Source organism: Nostoc sp., assembly GCF_036919675.1.
Classification (GTDB): Bacteria; Cyanobacteriota; Cyanobacteriia; order Cyanobacteriales; family Nostocaceae; genus Nostoc.
The window spans coordinates 17,215-40,287 of sequence record NZ_JBALCP010000037.1; the positions used below are offsets into that span (position 1 = coordinate 17,215).

Genomic DNA, 23,073 nt, shown 5'->3' on the forward strand with positions numbered 1-23,073 from the left:
TTTATGACCTTTGATCACAAACTGAGAATTCTATTTCTATACGGTTCTCTACGAGAGCATTCATACAGCCGACTGCTGGCTGAAGAAGCTGCAAGGATTATTCAAGAATTTGGTGCAGAAGTGCGGTTTTTCAATCCTTGTGAATTACCCATTTATGGCAGTGTGCCAGAGACTCATCCCAAGGTACAGGAATTACGGGAATTGAGCATCTGGTCTGAGGGGCAAGTGTGGTCTTCTCCTGAGATGCACGGTAATATTACTGGCATTATAAAAAACCAAATTGATTGGATTCCTTTAAGTTTAGGAGCAGTCAGACCAACTCAAGGCAAAACCTTAGCAATCATGCAAGTTAGCGGTGGTTCTCAGTCTTTTAATGCTGTTAATACGCTACGAATTTTGGGGCGGTGGATGCGAATGTTTACGATTCCCAATCAGTCTTCAGTGGCGAAAGCTTACCAAGAGTTTAACGAAGATGGAACAATGAAGGATTCACCTTACCGCGATCGCGTCATCGATGTTATGGAAGAACTTTACAAATTTACGCTGCTATTGCGTGATCAGCTTGATTACCTAACAGACCGCCACAGCGAACGTAAAGAAAAAGCGGCACAAGAAACCATTAAGGTAGCGAATAGTGCCCTGAAAATTAAAGCCAATCGAAGTTTATAAGATTTTTCTCGTGTCAACATATCAATAACTAACAACATCATGAAAAAAATAATGTTTGTTTGTAAGCATAATTCCCGCCGTTCGCAAATGGCAGAGGGATTTACGCGAATATTAGGAGAAGGTAAAGTTGCTGTTGCTAGTTCAGGTTTGACAGCAAGTAAGGTAGATCCCGTCACTGTTGAAGTGATGGCAGAAATTGGCATTGATATTAGCAATCAAACTTCTAAGCCTTTAAGTGATTTCAATACTGATGATTATAATGCTGTGATTTCATTATGTGGTTGTGGTGTTAATTTACCCGAAGAGTGGGTGTTAAGAGATGTGTTTGAAGATTGGCAACTTAATGATCCAGCAGGGCAATCAATTGAAACTTTTCGCCGCGTTCGAGATGAAATTAAGGAACGAGTTGTAAAGTTAATAGAGTCTCTGAGTTGAATAGCACTGGGGGGCATCTCACTTTTGTAAAAATACCCCTAGCCCTGGCGAATAGAATTCGCACGCCAGCCAGTGCGTTATGCGCGGCATCGTCTCCCCTTCTCACATTGCCAGAGGCTAGCGCCTGCCGTAGGATGCCCGAAGGACTGTAGGGAGAAGTTTGTGTAGCTGCGATTTCTAATCGCCAGGTATATTTGCTACGCCGACAAAGCTTTGATCCAACAACGAAGTCAGTATAAATCAAGTTGAGAATTATCCGGATTGACGGACTAATCAGTGTAATTACTAAATATAAAATGTGATAAAAATTACAACATTAGTTGATTTAGTATAAATAATTTTATGTTGTCTGATTTAGATTTAGTTCGAGAGTTTGTATACAACTCTATCCAGAAAAAAGATATTTTATTGGCAAATCGTTCTTTAACAGCACAAACAGTTTATAATATTAACCATCTGTCAACAAAGGCTGAAGGCATAATTGCCACTGCCCAACTAAATACTACACCAACTGAATTCTTAATTCGGTCTAACTCATCCCATTGGGAATTACTGAATCAGGCTTTATCAGAATGCAATTATCTCCTTAAAGGAAACATAGATAGTTGTGGTTTCTATCACTATCAACACTGCCAAATCCCTAAAGACTATAGGTTGCAATGTACTAAATCTGTCGTTTTATGGCGAGCTTGGTGGAAATATCGTAAGAATATTTTACAACTAGGAATTCTATCGGATCTTTTAATCCAGACAAGAGATTCATGGTATCCAATCAGAGATTTAACCATTAGTGATGGACTTCTGTATATCAAAACTTTAGGAAATGAGATAGAAATTCATGCAGATGACCTAGTGATTTGGTTAAGCAAAATTGAAGTAAATTCTCAAAATTAGTCATTAGTCAAAAACTTCACCCCTCATAAGTCACGTCCAAAAGCTCACGCCTTAATGACAAAACCCAGGCATAAATTACATAAGCAATTACAAACTGCTTAAACAACAAGTGTTTTGGCTTTTCAAGCGTGCCATTCGTCTCTGAGTTAATTATGTCTTTTTCGAGCTTCCAAGGGTTGTAAGTTAGTTTGCAGATTGCTACAACTACAAATCAGGTTTGCGATCGCTCGAATTAATTTAGCAGGCTCTACTGGTTTGGTGATATGCTGCTCAAATCCGGCAGCAATTGCCTGTTGATAATCAACCTCAGATGCGTAAGCTGTGAGAGCGATCGCTGGAATTGTCCCTCCCATCTCTGGTGACATGGCTCTGATTTGACGTATCAGCATATAGCCGTCTACTTCCGGCATTCCAATGTCGCTTAACAGCAGATTTGGCTGGAACTGAGGCATGACTCGTAGTGCTTCTACAGCCGATGCTGCCTGAGTTATTACCGCGCCAGACTGCTCCAGAATGAAAGCAATTAACTCTCGCGTATCACGCTCATCATCCACAAGCAGAACTTTTACCCCATTTAGATCAGGCAAATCATTAGGTTGTTGCTCACTGTCGTGGCTATTTAAATAAATCTTGATCAGCGGTAGCACGACTGTAAAGGTTGCTCCCTGTTCTTCGCCCAAACTTTCTGCCTGAACTGTACCGCCATGTAGCTCTACAATGTGACGAACAATAGCTAATCCTAATCCCAGTCCGCCGAATTTCCTGGTAGTTGCACCATCAGCTTGTCGAAAGTAGTCAAATACATAGGGTAAAAAATCTGGGCTAATCCCCTTACCTGTATCACTGACTCGAAGTTGAGCCTGAGAACCAAGTGACTGTAAACTGATTTCTACCTGTCCACCTTGGGGTGTAAACTTAATCGCATTGGAAAGTAGATTCCAGATAACTTGCTGCAAGCGAGCTGAATCACCAGTTACTTGGCCGATCTTTGGTTCAAGGACAGTGTTAATCTGAATCGATTTGGCTTCAGCCGCTAGACGTACAGTTTCTATTGCTGCTGCGATCGCACTTTCCAGATTCACAGGAGCAATATTCAGGCTGAGCTTACCTTGCAAAATTCGAGAGACATCCAGCAAATCTTCAATTAATTGGGTTTGAAGCTTGGCATTGCGCTCAATGGTTTCCAGGGCGCGAGTGGTGGTTGCTTGATCATACTTTTTAGTTTGCAGTAACTTCGACCATCCCAGAATCGGGTTTAGCGGCGTGCGAAGTTCGTGGGAAAGAACCGCCAAAAATTCATCTTTGATCCGGTTAGCTTGGACTAACTGCTCTTTTTGCTGCTGTAACGAAGCCATCAACTGAGCGCGTTCCAGAGCAACCGCCACCTGATCGGAGGTTGCTTGCAGCAGGGCAATTTCCCCAGAAGTGAAGTGGGTACGGGTGCGGCTGGCAAAGGAGAGGACACCAAGCAGCTTTCCTTGAGCAATTAACGGTTGACCAGCATAGGCTGTGATTCCAAAAGGATGAAGGATTTGGGCATTTGGATGGCTAGAGTGCAGCACATCATTGACGACAATTTGATGGCGTTCTTGCGCCACTAGTCCGCACATCCCTTGATTAAATTCCAGGTATTCAATTGTTTGAAATACTTCATCAGTAATACCGTTACAAGCTACTAACCGAAATTTCTGCTTATTTTCATGTGTATCGATTAGATAGTGGAAGTAAAAATGCAAATCCATCTGCGCCGAGAGTTTGCTGAACAAGCTGTTCATTAGATCCAAGGGGCGCTCGGTTGAAAGCAAATCGCTGGTTGTTTCAGAAAGCAGTTTGAGTCGCTCACTGCGCTCTTGCAGGGCTTGTTCTGCAAGCTGGCGTTCACGAAGGGCGCGTTCGCGTTCGGTGATGTCAACTGCAACCCCTCCTATCAGGCGTTGCCCAGATGCATTGGCAATCGGAAACTTATATACTAAAAATTCGCCGAGAGTGCCATCTGTGCGTGGCGTAGACTCAATCGTTTCAACAACCTGATTCGTCTCGGCAACCATTCTAATGTTATCAAGCAGAGGTTGAGCGATTTGGGCTGGGTATAGGTCAAAAATATTTTTATTAATCGCCTTATTTGTTGCTAAATCAAATGTGTTCAGATAAGTTGGACTGAGGTAAAGTACACGTCCGTCTGCATTCGTTATCCATGCGGCGGCTGGAATATTGTCCATAAAAGCTTGAAATTGCTCTTGACTCTGACTCAGCGCTTTTTTAGCTTGTTTGAGATCACTAATATCGAGAATGAATGCAACTGATTTGTGCCGAGATTCTCCTAAAAGGGAGTAGCCAACTACAACTGGGACACTCGAACCATCCTTGTGAATGCACTCTTTCTCATAGGGAGTACAGGTTCCTTTCGCTGTTGCTTCGGCAATAGCCAGTTTATCTAAATATTGGTACTCAGGGGGCGTGATATCAGTCCAGCATAGTCTGCCAGCCTGGATATCTTCCTGGGTATAGCCCACAATTCGCAAGAACTCGTCATTGGCTTCAGTGATGCTACCATTCACATCACCAAAAAGAATGCCAACTATATTCGCTTTGACAAAACTCCTGAGGCGTTCATCACTTGCTTGGACTGCCTTCTCTGCTTGCTTGCGTTCGCTGATGTCACGGAAGAAAATGTTAAGACCATCCTCACAAGGGTAGACGTGAATCTCCAGCCACAGGTCATACTTGGACGGTAAGTAGTAGTGATGCTGGAAGTGAATCGGAATCTGTTCTGCCATCGCCCGTCGGTATTGGCGTTCTACATTAGTGCCTACTGATGCAGACCACTCCTCCCAGTGGGACTTACCGATAACCTCTGTGCGGAGTTTGCCGTTAATTCGCTCTGCTTCGGCATTTTGGTAGATGATTCGCCAGTCCCGGTCTAAAGTAATAAATGCATCACTCATGTTTTCCAGAGTGCGTGTATTCCGCTGATTGGCTTGCTGTAATGCCGCTTCTGCTTGTTTGCGTTCGCTCAAATCAACAACGAAGCCAATGACTGTTTCTTGAGTATCTCCCACAAGCACAGAACCGAGCAAAACGGGAATGCGATCGCCATCTTTACGAATGTATTCCTTTTCAAAGGGCTTACATACTCCGGTCGTTCTAAGTTCTTCCACTGTACGCTCACTCAATTGAAGATACTCAGGTGGAGTCATCTCACGCCATTTCATTTGGTTAGTGGACAAATCTTCTCGCGTATAGCCCACCATCTTCAGAAAAGCATCATTGGCTTCGATGATCGAGCCATTTTTTATCTCAGTTAGAATGACTCCAATGATGTTGGATTCTGCTAGTCGGCTAAACCGCATTTCGCTATTTTGCAACAATTTCAGGCTTATCTCTGCCGAAAATCTAGCAGTTCGCAACTCTGAAGAGAGGGCAGTAATTAAGAAGGACACTAGTGAGAATGTGGTTAATCGTACCAAGATGTTCAGGCTGAGGAAATCGAACGAGTAGACTGGCTCAATCAAAAAATAAACAACAGTTGTAATAGATAGAGCGATCGCCACTACGCCAAGTCCCATGCCGCCATACCAGGCACTGATTGCCACAGCAGCATAAAATAATGTAAATACGCTCGGATCGAAGACTGGCACCAACAGTCGCGTTAGCAGCAGCGCCGCAATGACTGCCAGAATCATCACACTATAGTTTAGCAACCAAGAGCGCATCATCAAAATCTTTTCCGGTACTTTCACCATCTTAGGAGTCCTCTCGCTGCTCTGCTATTAAGAGATACTCGTTCAGTAGTCTTTTGCCTGATTCGCCCATCTTCTGTAACATTTCTTCAATTAGTTTTAGTCCCATCTGTGAAGGCACTGTAGATCCGTTCTCCCAGCGATTGACTGTTCGCAGGGAAACTCCCAACTTAGCTGCAAACTTTTCCTGAGAGAGATTGAGTTGCTGCCGAAGTTCACGGATTAAATCTGAAATTTTTAGTAGCTTTTCTAGTTCCATAATAGGAAGATTAGGACAGTTGTCTCGCAATTTCTCTCGAACTTGAGGAAGAATTTGAACAGTCATTAGTCGTTATCAATTTCATCTTTTGGCGAAATACTGATATCAGTTCTCAGTCTTCATTGGTTACTGTTAACTGGAGAAAGTATCTATATAAACATTAAATTTTGTCAGGTGTGTGAAGATAAAATAGTATTATTTTAAGTGATTTGATGACTTTCAAGCATTACGCAGTGCCAAAAATCTATGGGTAGTGGATTACATTGTTACGGTTCGTACCCTACTTAATATTTTATATATAGCAATCCTATTTTAGTTGTAAAAATTATCGAACCGCCAATTCTGCCAGAGGCTTCCGCTAACGCGCAGCGTCTCCAAGAGTTGCCGCCTTGTCTACGAGACACTACGTGAACGCGCAGCGTCTCATTAGAGAAGAGCGCCAAAAGAAGAAGGAAAGAAGTTTACGAATCATTTAGGAATGCTATATAGCAATCCTATTTGATTTGTGAGAATTGTAATCCGCAGATCCACGATAACTTTTACCAAGTCGGGGATCTTGTTTTTGCGCGTTTGATTTATGATTGCTATAGATAGCCTTGATACATAAGTTTTCTCTAATAGTTTGCATATATAAATTTTTCCAAATTATCGTTAATTTTGGTAACCAAATTTTAAATATATTTTCAAACCTGTAATTAATTTTAAATATAGTAAGATTGCCAATGGCAAAACTATAAAGCTATAATATATATTTAATAAAATTGGTGCCTGAACTTTAACTGTTTTGATTAATCAACACTCCGAAAACCTCCTCAACAGTCAACTGGAAAATACACCAGGTGAAGGCTATATATTTAGCTGGTTTGATTGGTTTTGTCTTTGGTATCCTCCAGGCTGGCTAATTTTATTCAACCGCCATTGGCAACACTATCACACTGATTCAGACGGTTGGAATTGGCTGGAATATGGATTATTTTTAATTCCTGGCGGATTTTATCTGGCGTTGCTAAGTCGTTGGTTACGTCTTGGTTTTCGTTCACCCCAAAAAGAAGTTGGGGAATTTGATCCCAAATATCAACAAGCTTTTGGTGAAGAAGTTCTTGGCCCGATCGTTAAATACTATTTTCGGGGAGAATTGCAACAAGTGGAAAACTTGCCGCAAACAGGGCCATTGATTGTGGCAATGAATCACGCAGGGATGTGTTTTCCTTGGGATTTTTTGACTTTGGGTTATTTATTAAGTGAAGCTAGAGGATGGGTGGTACAACCCGTAGCAAGTCCAGTATTATTTGAGCATCCTTGGGTGATTTGGTGGCTACCACCTAAATGGTCACAGGTTTTGGGTGGTGTGCGAGCCGAATTAGATGATTTTGAGGCAGCGATGGCCCAAGATAAAATTATCTTATATGCACCCGAAGGTATCCGCGGTCCTCTGAAAGGTTGGAAAAGACGCTATCAACTAGAAAAGTTTGATGTAAGTTTTATTAAGTTGAGCGATCGCTATCAAATTCCCATTCTCCCAGTAGTTTGCATCGGCAGTGAATCTTTACATCCTTGGACTGTTAATTTAGAGAAATTGCAACGACTAGTCAAATTACCATTCTTGCCTTTCTCGCCTTTAATGTTTGTCTTAATTCTGTTTCCTTCAATGGGAATTTGGGTAATGAGAACTCGTCTACGTTACTTTATTCAGCCTACAGAACCAGCAGAATTGCACAACTATTCAAATAAAGAGCGTACAGTAGCTTATCGGCAGGCACAACAGTTATGCGAAAAACTACAAAATAAAATTAATCAGTTATTGAGAGAAATTTAATCCTACGAGTGGATTCAAGTCAATCTTTTAAAAGGGGACTTTAGACGTTCCTCCCTTAAAAACCTTGTAATTACCAATATTTTTTAAATTTTCCGCTTCGTTACCATTTCGCCTCACTATCAATCAAAAAATATATTGCGTAGGTTGGGTTAAGGAACAAAACCCAACATTTGTTGGGCATTTGTTGGGTTTCACTTAGTTCAACCCAACCTACAATCATCCTTTAATTAACTGTATCGTCTTATACCCCTACTGGCTGTCTGACTTGCGATTTCACCGCTTCAACAATGGCATCGGCGTCAATTTTGGCAGTATGGAGCAGTTCTTCTGGGGTGCCGGAACTTGGCATATCAAGCACTGCCAACTTAATTAACCGCAGTTGAGGCCCATTGTAAGTAGGAATACTACTAGTACCAGCAAAGGCATCAAGCACAGCCGCACCTAATCCGCCTTCCATCCAGTGGTCTTCAACCACGACTAAATTCCCCTTGGTATCGCGTGCAGCTTGATGAAGTGTTTCTACATCAATAGGTTTGACGGAGTAGGCATCTATGATCCGCACCGTGATCCCTTCGTTTTTTAAACGATCCCCAGCCTTAAGTGCTTCATGTAAAGTAATACCAGCCGCAATCACTGTGGCTTGATCTTGCTCAGAACTACGGATTACTTTGCTACCACCAATGGGGAATTCTTCATCAGAGCCATAGATTACAGGTGTGCTTTCCCTGGTGGTACGGAGGTAGACAATTCCATTGCGATCGCTCATTTGCGCCACTAGTTTAGCCGTCTGATTGCCATCACTGGGATAAAGTACAGTACTACTCCACACCGCCCGGAAGGCTGCTAAGTCCTCCAGTGCCATCTGTGAAGGCCCATCCTGACCAATGGATATCCCAGCATGGGAACCCACTAATTTAATGTTGGCACGAGAGATAGCCGCCATCCTTACAAAGTCGTAACCTCTACTCAAGAAGGCTGCGAAGCTGGAAGCAAAGGGTTTGTATTTTCGCACCTGCAAACCCACCGCTGCTGCGATCAGTTGTTGTTCAGCAATGTACATCTCAAAGTAGCGCTCAGGATAGGCTTTGGCAAAATCTTCGGCGTAAGTGGAATTACTCACCTCGCCATCAAGGACAACTACATCGGGTTGAGCGGCTCCCAATGCCACTAAAGCGTCACCATATGCTTTACGTGTTGCGACCTTTGCACCTTTTTCATAAGTGGGAAGTTGCAGGGATTGAGCATTCCCTGTTGCAGCAGGTTGGCTTTGGGCTTCGGGTTTGTTGACTTCAATTATCATGTGGCGTTCACCACCTAACTCCGCGATCGCCTCTTTCTCTTGGTCGGGTTTGAATGCTTTACCATGCCAACCACCAATATCTTCCACAGAAGCCACACCTTTGCCTTTCTTTGTGCGGGCGATAATTACCGTGGGGCGATCGTTGATGCTCAAAGCAGTGGTAAAGGCTTGGTCAATCTCTGTCAAGTCGTGACCATCAATTTCAATTGCGTGCCAGCCAAAGCCTCTAGCACGCGCAGCATAGGCTTGTGTGTTCCAACCCAGTTCAGTCTCACCGCGTTGCCCTAGTCGATTGACATCGATAATGGCGATCAGATTGTCTAGTTTGGAGTGTGAGGCATGATCAAAAGCCTCCCATACTGACCCCTCAGCTGTTTCGCTATCACCCAGCAATACCCAGACATGGTATGGAAGTTGATCTAGATATTTACCTGCTAAAGCCACCCCCACACCAATTGGTAATCCTTGTCCCAATGAGCCAGTTGCCACATCAACCCAAGGTAAAACTGGTGTGGGATGTCCTTCTAAACGGCTGCCAAATTGCCGTAGCGACAATAACTCCTCATCAGTAATTGCCCCCGCTGCTTTATACATGGCATAGAGTAGAGGTGCAGCGTGTCCTTTAGAGAGAAGGAAGTGATCGCTATTAGGATTATGTGGATTATCAAAGTCGTAGCGGAGATATTTGGAGAGTAAAACCGCCATCAGATCAGCGGCTGACATGGACGAGGTAGGATGACCTGAACCGGCAACGGTTGTGGCGCGAATACTATCGATACGCAACTGTTGTGCTAGTTCATGCCATTGGTCTAGTTGCTCCTGTGTGGTCATAGTAATATTCCTAAATGAAAATCAAGGGTATTGTAGCGAATCCTTTGTTTTATCACTCGTGTTTTGGCTAGACTTGGCTATTTTACCGAAAAAAATGCTAATACGCTCTAGGTAAAAGAAAAGATTATTCTTTTTGAATTTGACTTGGTGATGAATAGTGTCTTTTTTAACCAGAAGCAGACACAAATCCAACTAAACACTTGTTCAGAGATTTCTTTCAATATCCCTAAGTTTACTTTAGATAGTAAGAGCTACAGTGGCTTCTTTCTAATGGAATAACTAAGCTTTATTTCTTAGGGTATACAAGACTAATTCCACTAGATTCAGTATTTTGTTTATTCATAAACAAAAAAATCAAGATTACAGCGAGAGAAAAAAGGTCGTTTTTGTTTAAAATACTTAATTTTTTTTGACAACTAATGGCTGAATAAGCTGTAATTCATTTTTCTAGAATAATTCACTTTTAGTCAGCGGCTTTAGCCCTCATTATATGCAGCTAAAATGCTCTTGAGCGGATTAAACCTGTCGAAAAGACTATTTTTAATCAAACCAATTTAGTAATTATTAAATTTTTTTTTCTATGATAAAATTTATCAGTTTTTGCCCTCTACGTTCTACTTCTTGCTGTTTCACAACAATAAAGTTCTGGCTTCCAAAAAAAGGTTTAGCTGTACTACTCGCTTCTGTAAATAACTTTTCAATCCCTAAAGCCTTTGCTTTTGATTCAAGTTGTTCTAAGATTTTCTTACCAATCCCTTTTCTTTGAAAATCTTTATGACAGTAAAAACGGCCAATATGACCATTAGCCTCTAATTCCCCAAAACCAATAATTTTGCCCTGCTCCTCTGCTACATAAGTAAACTTACTTCCTAAACCTTTAATCCAAACGTCAATATCCATTTGAGATGCTCCCAAAAATATGATCAGCCTTGGTGAGTCTGAGTATTCCCACAGTGAAACCCAGACTGATCTGCGGCGCTATTTTAGCTTCATCATAATTTCTCAGATAGGAAATTTAACTTAATATATATTTCTGGAAAGTTAAATATATACATAATGTTAAATATTGTCACGCTGCAAGATTGGCAGTCAATATGCAAATACGTCGCTTACTTCTTACTCAGATATGAAGACTTCTCATTTCAACTCTAAGCAGTGCTAATAACATAAAATTTAAGTTGTTGAGAGTAATTTTCAGTTACTCTCTGAAGTGGTTTTTTGGATGGAAACTTTGAACGAGTTTTTTTGACAATGGGATTAGTTCTGCTCTGATGCTCTAGAAGCAAGTTCATCCCAAATTTCTAATATCAGCCATATCCAAAAAATTGCGATCGCCTGTTAGGGAATAACAGTTAATCTAACTGATTTTTGGCTTAACCACAGAAAAATTTCATGATCAAAACTTCTTGACAAACTGCTCATCATCTTAGTTAAATTTTAACGAATGTATATTGACGAATAAAAGTTATGTACGCACAGATGCAGCTATTTATTACAAGCGGGACAATTACCGAGCTGCGATCAATATCAAGAATTTGTTCGACACTGATTATTTTGTCTCTGCACAAAACCTGAATCGGATTATACCTGGCGATCCCCTGACAATCCAGGGCACAATTTCCTGGCAGTTTTGAGCAAACCCCCTGGGCATCCTACGCTTCTATCCCTCAGGATGAAGCGTAGAGCATTCACTTTTTCTATAGAGGAACTGGAAATTATAGTCAACAACTTAAATTCTCCTTTCTCAGCACCGCTTAGAACTTAACCGAGAAGTATTGACTCAGAGATTTCCTTTAAAACAAGCATTTCAGAGGATACAATACAGCACTTAGCGTCAGCTAGAGAAGCTCATCGTAGACATCGCTGATGTTAAAGGTAAATATATTTTTACTTAGTACAAATATACTATTTTGCTGCTAAAATGCCTTACAAGTCAGCTAGCCTTGCTTGAGGTAGGATGAAAAAAATCGAATATACAGACAAAAAGCCCATTTTGCTCAAAGTTTCGCTGTTGCAACCTACATCTATAACTACTGCTATAGTGCCACTGCAACCCCAAAATAAAAAAATCATCAGTGAACGGGAGCGTTTTATAGCACAAGTCGAACGCATCAATCAGATGGCGGGAGAGTTAGAAACAGCGATATTAGAGTTGAAAGCGATCGCCAACACACTTAATACTCAAAAACGTTACCCAGTTCTAAAATGCAAAAATATTTTTATTTGGCAGTCAATTAGCGTCCCTTGGGTGAAACGAAAGCCAGACGAATCATTTATTCTGACGACGCGAAGAGTTGATTTATTCCGACCAGAAAGAGAAGCAACGCTACTAGCACAGCAACTTCGTCAGCAAACCAAAAAAAGATTAGCATCGCAGCGACACAGAAAAAACAAGAGTGGGGCTGAGGCTGACACAAAACGCTTCCTTAAAAAGGTATTAGTCAACAAATCTTAATAATTATCAACATTCAACGGCAGCTGACCCATGAGATTTAACAGTTATGCTGATTGGAGTGGCAGAAGGAACTTCTTTTTCAAAATTGCTATATACCATACTGCCATTGCTAATTGCAGCCACAGTTGGTGGCAAATAGGCAAAGCTGCCCTAATATTTGCACTTCCGTAAAACCAGGTGCAACATCAGGGATAATCAATCAGCGCACAGAAGAGGTAAAAAAAGGTGTTAAAGACACTTTTAGTGATTGCCGTTGGTTTTTTACCGTCCCTGTTTTCCCTGTGGATGATCCGCAAAAACTTTGTGCGATCGCGCTTACGGATGAGGCAAGCAGCGATGAATTTTCCAATGGTGCAGGGACGGTACAACATTAGACCTGTTGAAGGCGATCGCTATTATTTAGAAGGGGTGGGTTATCTGATTGGCGATATCAGCTGCAAATTTAATGCCCGATCTGGCTATATCCGCTGTGCTGTCAATCCCGACGGACCATGTAACGTTTGCCGTCACTACGAACCTAAGGGATTAGCTGGTAGTGAAAAAAGGACTTAATAACGTTTTACCTGACTAATACTTAATCAATCTCAAATTACCGAAGAAGGACAAAGGGAGGCTGGCGAAGCAAGAGAGTTACTGAACAGTATAGTATCTTTGTTTTCCTGAAAGCGTCCTAGCGCATCTAATACCAATTTGAAAAATGATTGTGACAGATGAATTCACACTAAGCCAGACGCACCAAGGCGATTCCCAATTCCATTATCTAAAATCCAAAATGGTAAGCTATTCCACATTTAAATTGCATAATTAGGGCGGGTCAGATACCCATCATACAAGCATCTGATTAAATTTAAATATGTAAATTAGATGTGTTTTCGCTTATAAATTTAGGGAAGAACTGGGGACAGAACAATTTATCAAAACGTCCGTTAACCGATGCCCTAAACTAAGCCTACCCTTCACCCAAGAGAAAACTGTTGTAACTATGGACCAGTATTAACAAAAAGTGAATTATCGGTTCCTAGACCGGCACAGATAACCTTACTTGTGCCTAATGAAGCACAACTAGGATCTGAGGCGTATGTACCTCCCAGACCCTGAGGTCCACTCCACGAAATGCCATTAAACCGATTAACAAAAAGTGCATTATTGGTTCCTAGACCGGCACAGATAACCTGATTTGTGCCTAATGAAGCACAACTTGGATTTGAGGCGTATGTACCTCCCAGACCCTGAGGTCCACTCCACGAACTGCCATTAAACCGATTAACAAAAAGTGCATTATTGGTTCCTAGACCAGCACAGATAACCTGATTTGTGCCTAATGAAGCACAACTTGGATTTGAGGCGTATGTACCTCCCAGACCCTGAGATCCACTCCACGAACTGCCATTAAACCGATTAACAAAAAGTGAATTATCGGTTCCTCGACCGGCACAGATAACCTGATTTGTCCCTAATGAAGCACAACTTGGATCTGAGGTGTATGTACCTCCCAGACCCTGAGATCCACTCCACGAACTGCCATTAAACCGATTGACAAAAAGTGAATTATCGGTTCCTAGACCAGCACAGATAACCTGATTTGTCCCTAAGGAAGCACAACTTGGATTTGATACGTATGTACCTCCTAGACCCTGAGGTCCACTCCACGAACTCCCATTAAACCGATTAACAAAGAGTGAATTATCGGTTCCTCGACCGGCACAGATAACCTGATTTGTCCCTAAGGAAGCACAACTTGGATTTGATACGTATGTACCTCCCAGACCCTGAGGCCCACTCCACGAACTGCCATTAAACCGATTAACAAAAAGTGCATTATTGGTTCCTAGACCAGCACAGATAACCTGATTTGTCCCTAAGGAAGCACAACTTGGATTTGATACGTATGTACCTCCCAGACCCTGAGGCCCACTCCAAACTGCAAGAGCTGGTTGGCTTACCAGGGATAAAATTACCGATGTTGTGCCTGCTAAAATTGTAAATTTCCTTTTCATAAAATCTAATGTCTTTCTCCTTAATACTGGTCTGTGTTTTGTTGCAAACATTTGGACAGCTGTAAAGTTGTAATTCCTAAATTTTCCTTTCAGCTTGACTGGTATTGTACGATGAAACCACGCACCTATTTCGGATTCAATTTCAGTTCTATAGTTACGGAAATTAGTTACAAACCTTTACATTATCTAGTTAAAGCTCAGAACCTTTGTCCGATAGAACTACTACTATCAGCCGTTGGATGAACACTGGTTGAATTCAACTCTACCAAAGTAAATTTTAGGTAAAATTTAGGTAAAAATTTGTTTTACCTGGGATGGTAAAATCACGGCTGATTATAATTTGTATTGACAAACACTTTGAAAATTTGCCTTTGCATGGTCAAATAAGAATGATTTAATAGAATTCGTGCAAAAGTGTAAATCTGCGTCATTCTGTTTGCAGATTATGAAATTTACTATTAGCTTTTGCCGAATATCTAATAACTACATGATTATTTAACGATGAACAAGGCGATCGCTCGGACAACAGCATTATTATCAACTTGCGCTTTGCTACTAACAGGCTGTGGTAGTGGCACTAGCACTGTGACAAATTCTCCAAATAATAGTCCAAATAGTACCCCAAATAACACTGCAACCGGTACGGCAGCGACAACGGGTACATTGTCCGCTGCTATTCCCATCGGTATTGCCGTTGCCCAAACTAGCAATGTAGCATTACTAGGTCAAGAGCAAGTTGCTGGAGCCAAACTTGCCGAGAAGTATTTCAATAGTAAAGGTGGTGTTAATGGCACTCCAATTAAATTAGTGTTTCAAGATACTAGCGGTGATGAAGCAGGGGCAATTAACGCTTTTCAAACTTTAATTAACAAAGATAAAGTTATTGGGATTGTGGGGCCAACTTTGTCACAGCAAGCTTTTAGTGCTGATCCTATTGGCGAACGGGCAAAAGTACCAATTATTGGGCCATCGAATACTGCTAAAAACATTCCCGAAATTGGAGATTATATTGCTCGTGTTTCTGCACCAGTTTCCATCGTCGCGCCTAATTCGGTGAAGGCTGCACTTAAGCAAAACCCCCAACTTAAAAAAGTCGCAGTCTTCTATGCTCAAAATGATGCATTTAGCAAGTCAGAAACAGAAATTTTTCAGCAAACAGTTAAGGATCAAGGGCTGGAATTGGTAACAGTCCAAAAGTTCCAAACCAGTGATACAGATTTTCAAAGCCAAGCTACCAATGCAATTAATCTCAAACCAGATTTGATCATTATTTCTGGTTTGGCTGCTGATGGTGGTAATTTAGTGCGACAATTGCGGGAACTGGGTTATAAAGGCTTAATTGTTGGTGGAAATGGTCTAAACACATCGAATATATTGCCAGTTTGTAAGGCACTTTGTGATGGTGTGTTGATTGCTCAAGCCTACAGTCCAGAACATCCAGGTGAAATTAACGCGGCGTTTCGTAAAGCCTATACTGACGAATATAAAAAAGAGCCACCCCAATTTAGCGCCCAAGCTTTTGCAGCAGTGCAGGTTTATGTCGAAGCACTCCAAGCTTTAGATAAAAAGAGCAAAGTTAACAAATTACAACTACCAGAATTGCGAACAGAATTAAATAAACAGATACTTGTCGGAACATACAATACACCACTGGGTGAAATTGGTTTTACTCCTCTAGGTGAAGTTGTTCAAAAAGATTTCTATGTCGCCCAAATAAAAATGGCAAAAGACGGGAGTCAAGGTAAATTCACATTCCTAAAATAGTTGCTACATGAATATCAATCTATTTTTACAGCAATTATTAAATGGTTTATCCATTGGCAGTGTCTATGCAATTTTTGCTTTAGGATATACCTTGGTTTATTCTATTTTGGGCATCATTAATTTAGCTCATGGTGCGATTTTTACCTTGGGTGCATATTTCACTTTTGCACTCATGGGTGGTAACTTTGGATTTAACGGCTTGTTGGCTAATGCAGCCCTGCCGATAAAATTACCATTTGCTATATCCTTGATTTTAGGAAGTACCTTGGCGGGATTGATAGGGGTAGTAATGGAACGTGTTGCCTTTCAACCTTTGCGCCGTCAAAGATCTGACCCTTTACTAACTGTTGTTTCCAGTTTAGGGGTAGCAGTGGTAATTGTGAATTTAATTCAGTATTTAGTAGGCGCAGAAAGTTACACATACCCCGCAAATACTTACGGAAATTTGCCGCCTGCTATTAACTTTGGTAGTTCAGAAAACCCAATTCCTATTCGCAGCGTTCAGGTGGTAATTTTTACTGTATCAGTTGTGATTGTGGCAATTCTTACCTATTTTATCAATCGAACTAAATATGGTAAGGCAATGCAGGCGATCGCAGAAGATGCAACTACAGCTAGTTTGTTAGGAATTAATAGTGATCGGTTTATCATCCTAACATTCTTCATCAGCAGTTTTTTAGCAGGATTAGCAGGAACTTTAGTCGCCTCTAGTGTTAGTATTGCTGGGCCATATTTCGGCATTGCTTTTGGATTGCGGGGTTTAGCGGTAATTGTCTTAGGTGGTTTGGGTAGTATTCCTGGTGCAGTGTTGGGAGGCTTGGTAATTGGATTAGTGGAGGCGTTTGTTCCTGCTGAATTCTCTGGATATAAAGACGCAGTAGCCTTTGGAATTTTGTTTATCATGCTATTAGTTAGACCCCAAGGTTTACTAGGACGGCGGTTTATTCAGAAAGTTTAAGGAGACATAGCACTATGAAAACATACACCAAACAAAAATTAACTTTTGATCAATTTTTGAAACAGTGTCTAGAGGAAGGTTTATATGAACTTGTGGATGGAGAAATTGTAGAAGTGCGTGCAACCAGAAATCATGATGATGCCGCTAATTTTATATTGTTTGCTTACAATGATGAAATTAGGCGGTTTAACCTAAATTATGTGGTTAACAACACAGCAGTCTTTAAAACTATAACTGCTGATGGCACAGAACAAGGGCGCAAGCCTGATGTAAGTGTCATAGATAAAGATGTATCGCGATCAAATCGTTCTGCTTATTCTGCACTTGAACAACCCATCCAGTTAGCTATAGAGGTGACATCAACTAATTGGGAAGATGACTATATAGATAAATTAGACGAATATCAACGTTTAGGTATTACAGAATATTGGATTGTAGATTATTTGGCAATTGGTTCAAGACAGGATTTAGGAAATCCAAAAGTTCCGACTGTGTTTGTTTTTCTATTAGATGCTGAGGGAAAATATCAACGCACACAGTTTAGAGGTTCAGAACGAATTGTGTCACAAACTTTTCCTGAACTGACGCTGACAGCAGAGCAAATATTAACAGCTTAATATAGCAGTCCTATCTGATTTGTGAAAATAAATCTTGAATAAACGTAGATGCAAAGTGGCTTACCACAGGGTACACGGAGAAAGAGAATAGAGAAATTTTTACAACTGATTTAGGAGCGCTATAGTTGATGTAAGTGATAGTTTTATTAAGCTTAATCAAAATGTTTTAAAATGGCGGATTTTTTCACTACTTACGGTTCTTTAATTGTCTCTATGGTATTGGGGGCGCTATTAGGATTATCACTTTACTTACCGCTAATGACAGGGCAATTGTCTTTAGCTAGTCCAGGATTTTATGCTTTAGGTGGGTATATTGCAGCAATTCTCTCCACAAAAGTTTTGACATCTAGTAGTAGTTTATATCCCATTCCTTTATTGTTATTGGAGATGTTAATTGCTGGTGTAATTTCTGGTTTATTGGGTGTAGTAGTGGGAATTCCAGCGTTGAGGTTGCGAGGAATTTATTTAGCGATCGCTACTATTGCTTTTGTAGAAGTTCTGCGCGTCATCTCTCTCAATCTGGATATTACAGGCGGTGCTGTCGGGATTTTTGGTATTCCTCAACCTTTCCAAACACAACTTGAATATTTATGGATTGTTTTGCCCTTACTATTAATTAGTATGGTGTTACTTTACCGTTTAGAACGCATCCGAGTAGGAAGGGCATTTATAGCTATCCGTGAAGATGAATTAGCAGCGGGTGCAATGGGAATCAATCCCACTTATTACAAAGTTTTGGCATTTACACTAGGGGCTATGCTTGCAGGGGTTGTAGGTGCAATTAGCGCCCACTTCCTGAATACTTGGAATGCTCGTCAAGGTACTTTTGATGCCAGTATTATATATTTAACTTTTGTTTTGATTGGTGGTTCGAGAACTTTTTTAGGACCGGTAGTCGGAGGTATAGTATTTACAGCCTTACCAGAGATTCTGCGAAGCCTAGCTGATACTGGTGGTTTACCTAATTGGTTAGCACAATTTTTGCGCGATGGGAGATTAATTATTTTTGGCTTACTAATAGTAATAGGTACAATATTTTTCCCCCAAGGGCTAATTACTCCAGATATTTTCCAAAGACGCAAAATCCCAAAGTGAACTATTCATAATAATATGCAAAAATGTCACATAGTATTCCAGCAGCTAACAGCAGTATTCTCTTAGAAGCACGAGCATTGACTCGTCGGTTTGGTGGTCTAGTAGCAGTTAATAATGTATCTTTTAGTGTAAATAAATATGAGATTTTTGGACTGATTGGCCCTAATGGTGCTGGCAAAACAACACTGTTTAATTTGATTACCGCTTTCATTCCACCTTCTAGCGGCCAATTAATTTATCAAGGTGCAGAAATTTCCCAACTGCGTCCTCATCAAATTGCTGCTTTAGGTATTGCCCGTACTTTCCAAAATATTCGCTTGTTTGGGGAATTATCGGCATTAGAAAATGTGATCATTGCCCGACATTTACACACTAAAAGTAATATGATTACAGGAGTTTTAGGATTACCACCAGCGTCTAGTGAAGAATTGAAAACTAAGCAAAAAGCTTTAGATTTATTGGATTTGGTGGGATTGAGCGATCGCGCTGACGAAAAAGCCAAAAACTTTGCCTACGGTGATCAGCGTCGCTTAGAAATTGCCCGCGCTTTAGCATTAAAACCGCAAATCTTACTTCTCGACGAACCGGCAGCGGGGATGAACCCCAACGAAAAGCAGCAACTCAGTGCATTTATTCGCAGCCTGCGCGATCGCTTCAATTTGACGATCATCCTCATTGAACACCATGTACCTTTGGTTATGGGTTTGTGCGATCGCATTGCGGTATTAGATTTCGGTCAATTAATTGCTTTGGGTGAACCATCTTTAGTCAGAAATAATCCAGCGGTGATTGAGGCTTATTTAGGCAATGAATGACTATCTGTCTCAATTTACAAAACCTGTTGCAATTCCTCAATATTATTTGCAGTTACAACATTCCGTAAAATTGTCTTCAAACGCTCTAAATCATTAATTTGGTTGATTTGTGGCATTAACTGTAACCCGTTATCACTGAATTTCAACTCTAAATTAATTTCAATACTAGAAAGTATTCCTCGCAGTTCCCCCCGTGCTTCCCCGCGTGCTTCTCCTTCACGTAAAATTTCCTGATACCAAGGCGACTCACGTAATACAGTCATATCCCACCTCATGATTTCTTGAATTAGGGCACTCTCTAAAACAAACGTAGCAAAAAAAGCTAAGACCGTTTCCAGTTGGTTTAGTTGTTCATCAGCACGGAGAATTTGCAATGCTTCTCTAATAGTAGATTCATTTTCACCACCTTTAAGAATGGGTACAAACGGTAGTAAGGAAGGTAAAGGTTGTTCAAAAGCAATGTTGACATCGACTTCCCACAGGTTAATTACCCGATAATCTTGTATTGCCCGTAATCCAGCAATATTTGATGTAAAGCTTGTGGGTATTTCGTTGTTACCGGTTTTAAGAATGTTGATGAGAACGGGGTATGTTGGTAAGTTATATTTTTCTTCTGCAAGTGCAGCGTATGCACGCATCCGACGTGGCATTTTGGATTGATAGCGTAATTGCAATTCGTTGAGAACCAGAAAATCTCCGTGTTGGGGACTTGTGACACGGATTAATACATCACTTTCTCGGCTAATCCACTGAAATTCACTGGTGAGAATTTCCCCAGCAACGAGATTTGGAATCTGCGTTACCCATCTTACCCAGTTGTCGGGTGCGAGACTGATTAATTTTTTGGTACTGACATCGGCAGGTTTTGCCATCGGGGTGTAAATGCTCTCAATAAGTGAGATTTATCGTAACTTGAAGTGTGGTATTACTTCTAAAGAATATTTATCAAGTAAGCTTTTAGCTGCTTTATTCGTCTGCAATGTTGGTAACGGCTAGTGATGGGGTTATGCGATCGCAAGTTATTAAGAATGAGTTACGAAAAAATTTGGGTGATGCCTACGGCTGGCTACGCCTACACGTGGCTTGTGTGGTCACTGAAAACTGCTATAGAATCCATTTGACATCTTAGGAAGGGTCTGCAAGCCTCTTAATCATTAGCCTGATGAAGCAGAGCAGGGCACGATTTCGTGGGAGTTTTGATCTTCCCTAGTACAGCACGGCGTAAATAAGCAGACCATTGAAAAGTCCTAAAGAGCTTATTCCATAATACTTTTGACTTTTGACTTTTGACTTTTGCCTTGCGGTACTAGTCCCTTGAAAAGGCTACTAAGCTAAAAATTGTATTTATTTTTAAATCTTCTTAACAAAGAAAGTTTTGGTTACTGGAGTGTGAGGAAAAAATTTGTGAAAATTCAGCGATGGTTAATCGCGCTTGTTCTTCATACACTTTTAGGCGATGTCTCTTGACAAGCCCTCCGGGTGACGCTCCTGCATCGCTAACGCTGCGCTAACGGCAGTTGCTTCTCTCAAGGGGAGACGCTGCGCGAACAAGTCGGGGAACCCGCCCAACGCACTGCCTCACCGCTTTGCGTCTACGCTTTGGATCATTTCAACTCTTGCGTTCGCCCTACAGCCCTTTGGGCATCCTACGGCAGGCGTTGGCAAAGCCATCGCTTTCGTGTTTCATAAAAGCAAATTTGCTAAGTTCCTATATTGAATTCGGGCAGTCGTTGATTGAATTCGGGCAGTCGTTGATTGAATTCGGGCAGTCGTTAATTGAATTCGGGCAGTCGTTAATTGAATTTGGATAGTCGTTAATTGAATTTGGACAGTTGTTGATTGAATTCGGGTAGGCACAAAGGGCTTACGCTTATTTTTTGTGGGCGACAGACAAGGAGACTTAGAGAATACATTCACGTTGCCTAGCTATGTGCGAACTGATGCAGCGATTTATTACCGCCGTGACAACTGGCGAGTTGGGCTGAATATCAAGAACTTATTTGATGTTTACTATTTTGAAAGTGCCGATAGTATAGACAGTGTGTATCCTGCCGCACCATTTACAGTTTTGGGAACACTTTCAGTCCAGTTTTAAGTCCCGCTAGAGGGTAATCAGTTTTTGAATTGAGCGTTAGCGCAGCTTACCAGAGCGATCGCATGTCCAATTCCCTTGAAGATTTGAATAATTTAGGCAGATATAATTGTGAGAAATTCTTCTAAAGAACTCACAGCGATCGCGCTATCCATTAAAGTTTCTAATTGATCCACATTCTTGCCCTCAAGCCTTATTTCTGCCTCATGGGGAATTTCACCAAAGCGTTGTTCCAATACGCGGATTAGCTGCCGTCGCGCACCCTCTTGAATACCTCTTTGCTCAATTTCATGATACCAAGGCGATTCTCGCAATTCTACCATATCCCACCTCATGATTTGTTCCACTAAAGGCGTGTCTAACACAAAGCTAGCAAAAAATGCCAGCAGGGATTCTAACTGGTTCAACTCTGCATCTGCTCGTAGCGCCTGTAGTGCGCGTTGCACAACTGATATCTCTCCTCCTCCTCGCAGGATTGGCACAAAGGGTAACAACGATGGTAGTGGTTGCTGAAACACTATCTCAGCATCGATTTCCCACAAATTAATCACGTGATAATCTTGGATGGCACGTAATCCCAAAAATTCCTGCTCGTAGCTATTGACAATAGTTAAGGTGGATGGAGGCGGTAAAATGTTGATCAGTACTGGGTAAGTTGGTAGTTGGTAGCGCTGTTGTGCTAAGGCAGCATTGGCTCTCATGCGTAGAGGCATATGGGCTGTGTAACGCAATTGTAGTTCGTTAAGTACCAAAAAATCCCCGTGGGTAGTGCTGTATGCCTTCACCAACACATCTGTTTCGCGGCTAATCCACTGAAACTCAGAGCCGAGAATTTCTTTCGCCACAACTTCAGGACGCTGTGTCACCCACTGTACCCATGCATCAGGAGCTAAATTAATTAGTCGCTTGCTACCAATATCTGCTGCTTTTGTCACAAGACGCTTGATATGCTTATCAGTAATTAATGGTATATCACAATGATTGCAGTATTCTGGCGTTATTTTTTAAGTTGAAGCAATGACTATAAGGGGAGCATCTCAATGAGTGGAAAAACACGCCTGTCCTGGCGAATGGAATTCGCGCGCTACTTGACGCCAGTCCGCTCAAGTCGCCAGACCCGCCCGGCTTCTCTGGGGAGACCTCAGACGCTCTCTACAAGACGCTCTTGCGTTCGCGGACTCCCCCTTCTGATCATTGCCAGAGGCTAGCGCCTGCCGTAGGATGCCCGAACGCAAGAAGGGCTGTAGAGAAAAGACTTTGGCTATACAAGACAAAACCCACCTCTGTGGGTTTCAAATTCTTGGAGTTTGCGTAGGCGGACGAAAGTTTGTGTCGC

General features: G+C 41.4%; 21 protein-coding genes. 14 read left to right on the forward strand and 7 right to left on the reverse strand.

Annotated elements, in window-relative coordinates:
* Positions 1 to 3 precede the first annotated feature (3 nt).
* The 3 genes from arsH to V7K49_RS06535 all read left to right on the forward strand — a co-directional run bounded on the left by arsH (position 4) and on the right by V7K49_RS06535 (position 1,998).
* Positions 4 to 669 carry an arsenical resistance protein ArsH gene (arsH, locus tag V7K49_RS06525; RefSeq protein WP_335070683.1) on the forward strand — a complete coding sequence of 222 codons (666 nt, stop codon included), beginning with the start codon at positions 4 to 6 and terminating at the stop codon, positions 667 to 669.
* A gap of 39 nt (positions 670 to 708) precedes the next feature.
* Positions 709 to 1,104, forward strand: coding sequence for an arsenate reductase, glutathione/glutaredoxin type (gene arsC / locus V7K49_RS06530; RefSeq protein WP_335204925.1), 396 nt, complete (start codon positions 709 to 711; stop codon positions 1,102 to 1,104).
* Between the two features lie 342 nt (positions 1,105 to 1,446).
* On the forward strand, positions 1,447 to 1,998 hold the full coding sequence (locus tag V7K49_RS06535) for a hypothetical protein (RefSeq protein WP_335204926.1): 552 nt from the start codon (positions 1,447 to 1,449) through the stop codon (positions 1,996 to 1,998).
* Between the two features lie 146 nt (positions 1,999 to 2,144).
* Here V7K49_RS06535 and V7K49_RS06540 read toward each other — a convergent pair whose 3' ends face one another.
* Both V7K49_RS06540 and V7K49_RS06545 read right to left on the reverse strand, forming a co-directional pair.
* Complete coding sequence (locus tag V7K49_RS06540) at positions 2,145 to 5,741, reverse strand: hybrid sensor histidine kinase/response regulator (protein ID WP_335204927.1); 3,597 nt, start codon at positions 5,739 to 5,741, stop codon at positions 2,145 to 2,147.
* 1 nt (position 5,742) lies between these two features.
* Entirely contained in the window at positions 5,743 to 6,063 is a 321-nt protein-coding gene (locus V7K49_RS06545) for a helix-turn-helix domain-containing protein (RefSeq protein ID WP_335204928.1), read from the reverse strand.
* 718 nt (positions 6,064 to 6,781) lie between these two features.
* Between V7K49_RS06545 and V7K49_RS06550 the strand changes: the two genes are divergently transcribed.
* Complete coding sequence (locus tag V7K49_RS06550; protein ID WP_335204929.1) at positions 6,782 to 7,813, forward strand: 1-acyl-sn-glycerol-3-phosphate acyltransferase; 1,032 nt, start codon at positions 6,782 to 6,784, stop codon at positions 7,811 to 7,813.
* A 241-nt stretch (positions 7,814 to 8,054) separates the two neighbouring features.
* Here the strand turns inward: V7K49_RS06550 and V7K49_RS06555 are convergent, their stop codons facing one another.
* Both V7K49_RS06555 and V7K49_RS06560 read right to left on the reverse strand, forming a co-directional pair.
* Positions 8,055 to 9,944, reverse strand: coding sequence for a transketolase (locus V7K49_RS06555; RefSeq protein WP_334869746.1), 1,890 nt, complete (start codon positions 9,942 to 9,944; stop codon positions 8,055 to 8,057).
* Between the two features lie 564 nt (positions 9,945 to 10,508).
* Entirely contained in the window at positions 10,509 to 10,844 is a 336-nt protein-coding gene (locus V7K49_RS06560) for a GNAT family N-acetyltransferase (RefSeq protein WP_335204930.1), read from the reverse strand.
* 551 nt (positions 10,845 to 11,395) lie between these two features.
* On the opposite strand from V7K49_RS06560, the gene V7K49_RS06565 reads away from it, so the two are divergent.
* From V7K49_RS06565 to V7K49_RS06575, 3 genes are all read left to right on the forward strand, one after another.
* Positions 11,396 to 11,578, forward strand: a complete 183-nt coding sequence (locus V7K49_RS06565) for a hypothetical protein (RefSeq protein ID WP_334869787.1) — start codon at positions 11,396 to 11,398, stop codon at positions 11,576 to 11,578.
* A gap of 323 nt (positions 11,579 to 11,901) precedes the next feature.
* Positions 11,902 to 12,399 (forward strand): hypothetical protein, encoded by a 498-nt coding sequence (locus V7K49_RS06570; protein WP_335204931.1) that lies wholly within the window; start codon positions 11,902 to 11,904, stop codon positions 12,397 to 12,399.
* Positions 12,400 to 12,624: 225 nt separating this feature from the next.
* Positions 12,625 to 12,951, forward strand: a complete 327-nt coding sequence (locus V7K49_RS06575; protein ID WP_334869752.1) for a DUF6464 family protein — start codon at positions 12,625 to 12,627, stop codon at positions 12,949 to 12,951.
* Positions 12,952 to 13,379: 428 nt separating this feature from the next.
* On the opposite strand, the gene V7K49_RS06580 is transcribed toward V7K49_RS06575, so the two are convergent.
* Entirely contained in the window at positions 13,380 to 14,396 is a 1,017-nt protein-coding gene (locus V7K49_RS06580) for a hypothetical protein (RefSeq protein WP_335204932.1), read from the reverse strand.
* A 501-nt stretch (positions 14,397 to 14,897) separates the two neighbouring features.
* Between V7K49_RS06580 and V7K49_RS06585 the strand changes: the two genes are divergently transcribed.
* The 5 genes from V7K49_RS06585 to V7K49_RS06605 all read left to right on the forward strand — a co-directional run bounded on the left by V7K49_RS06585 (position 14,898) and on the right by V7K49_RS06605 (position 19,645).
* Positions 14,898 to 16,160, forward strand: a complete 1,263-nt coding sequence (locus V7K49_RS06585; RefSeq protein ID WP_335204933.1) for an ABC transporter substrate-binding protein — start codon at positions 14,898 to 14,900, stop codon at positions 16,158 to 16,160.
* Between the two features lie 7 nt (positions 16,161 to 16,167).
* Positions 16,168 to 17,118 carry a branched-chain amino acid ABC transporter permease gene (locus V7K49_RS06590; protein ID WP_335204934.1) on the forward strand — a complete coding sequence of 317 codons (951 nt, stop codon included), beginning with the start codon at positions 16,168 to 16,170 and terminating at the stop codon, positions 17,116 to 17,118.
* Positions 17,119 to 17,132: 14 nt separating this feature from the next.
* Positions 17,133 to 17,735: a Uma2 family endonuclease gene (locus V7K49_RS06595; protein WP_335204935.1), complete on the forward strand. Its 603-nt coding sequence runs from the start codon at positions 17,133 to 17,135 to the stop codon at positions 17,733 to 17,735.
* A gap of 171 nt (positions 17,736 to 17,906) precedes the next feature.
* A complete protein-coding gene (locus tag V7K49_RS06600; RefSeq protein WP_335070658.1) occupies positions 17,907 to 18,830 on the forward strand; it encodes a branched-chain amino acid ABC transporter permease in 924 nt (307 codons plus the stop codon).
* Between the two features lie 23 nt (positions 18,831 to 18,853).
* Positions 18,854 to 19,645, forward strand: coding sequence for an ABC transporter ATP-binding protein (locus V7K49_RS06605; RefSeq protein ID WP_335204936.1), 792 nt, complete (start codon positions 18,854 to 18,856; stop codon positions 19,643 to 19,645).
* Between the two features lie 14 nt (positions 19,646 to 19,659).
* On the opposite strand, the gene V7K49_RS06610 is transcribed toward V7K49_RS06605, so the two are convergent.
* Entirely contained in the window at positions 19,660 to 20,517 is an 858-nt protein-coding gene (locus V7K49_RS06610) for an Rpn family recombination-promoting nuclease/putative transposase (RefSeq protein WP_335204937.1), read from the reverse strand.
* 107 nt (positions 20,518 to 20,624) lie between these two features.
* Here V7K49_RS06610 and V7K49_RS06615 point away from each other — a divergent pair, with 107 nt between their 5' ends.
* Complete coding sequence (locus tag V7K49_RS06615; protein WP_334869768.1) at positions 20,625 to 20,774, forward strand: hypothetical protein; 150 nt, start codon at positions 20,625 to 20,627, stop codon at positions 20,772 to 20,774.
* A gap of 714 nt (positions 20,775 to 21,488) precedes the next feature.
* Complete coding sequence (locus V7K49_RS06620) at positions 21,489 to 21,740, forward strand: TonB-dependent receptor domain-containing protein (RefSeq protein ID WP_335205122.1); 252 nt, start codon at positions 21,489 to 21,491, stop codon at positions 21,738 to 21,740.
* A gap of 92 nt (positions 21,741 to 21,832) precedes the next feature.
* Here the strand turns inward: V7K49_RS06620 and V7K49_RS06625 are convergent, their stop codons facing one another.
* Entirely contained in the window at positions 21,833 to 22,672 is an 840-nt protein-coding gene (locus V7K49_RS06625; RefSeq protein WP_335204938.1) for an Rpn family recombination-promoting nuclease/putative transposase, read from the reverse strand.
* Positions 22,673 to 23,073: the final 401 nt, after the last annotated feature.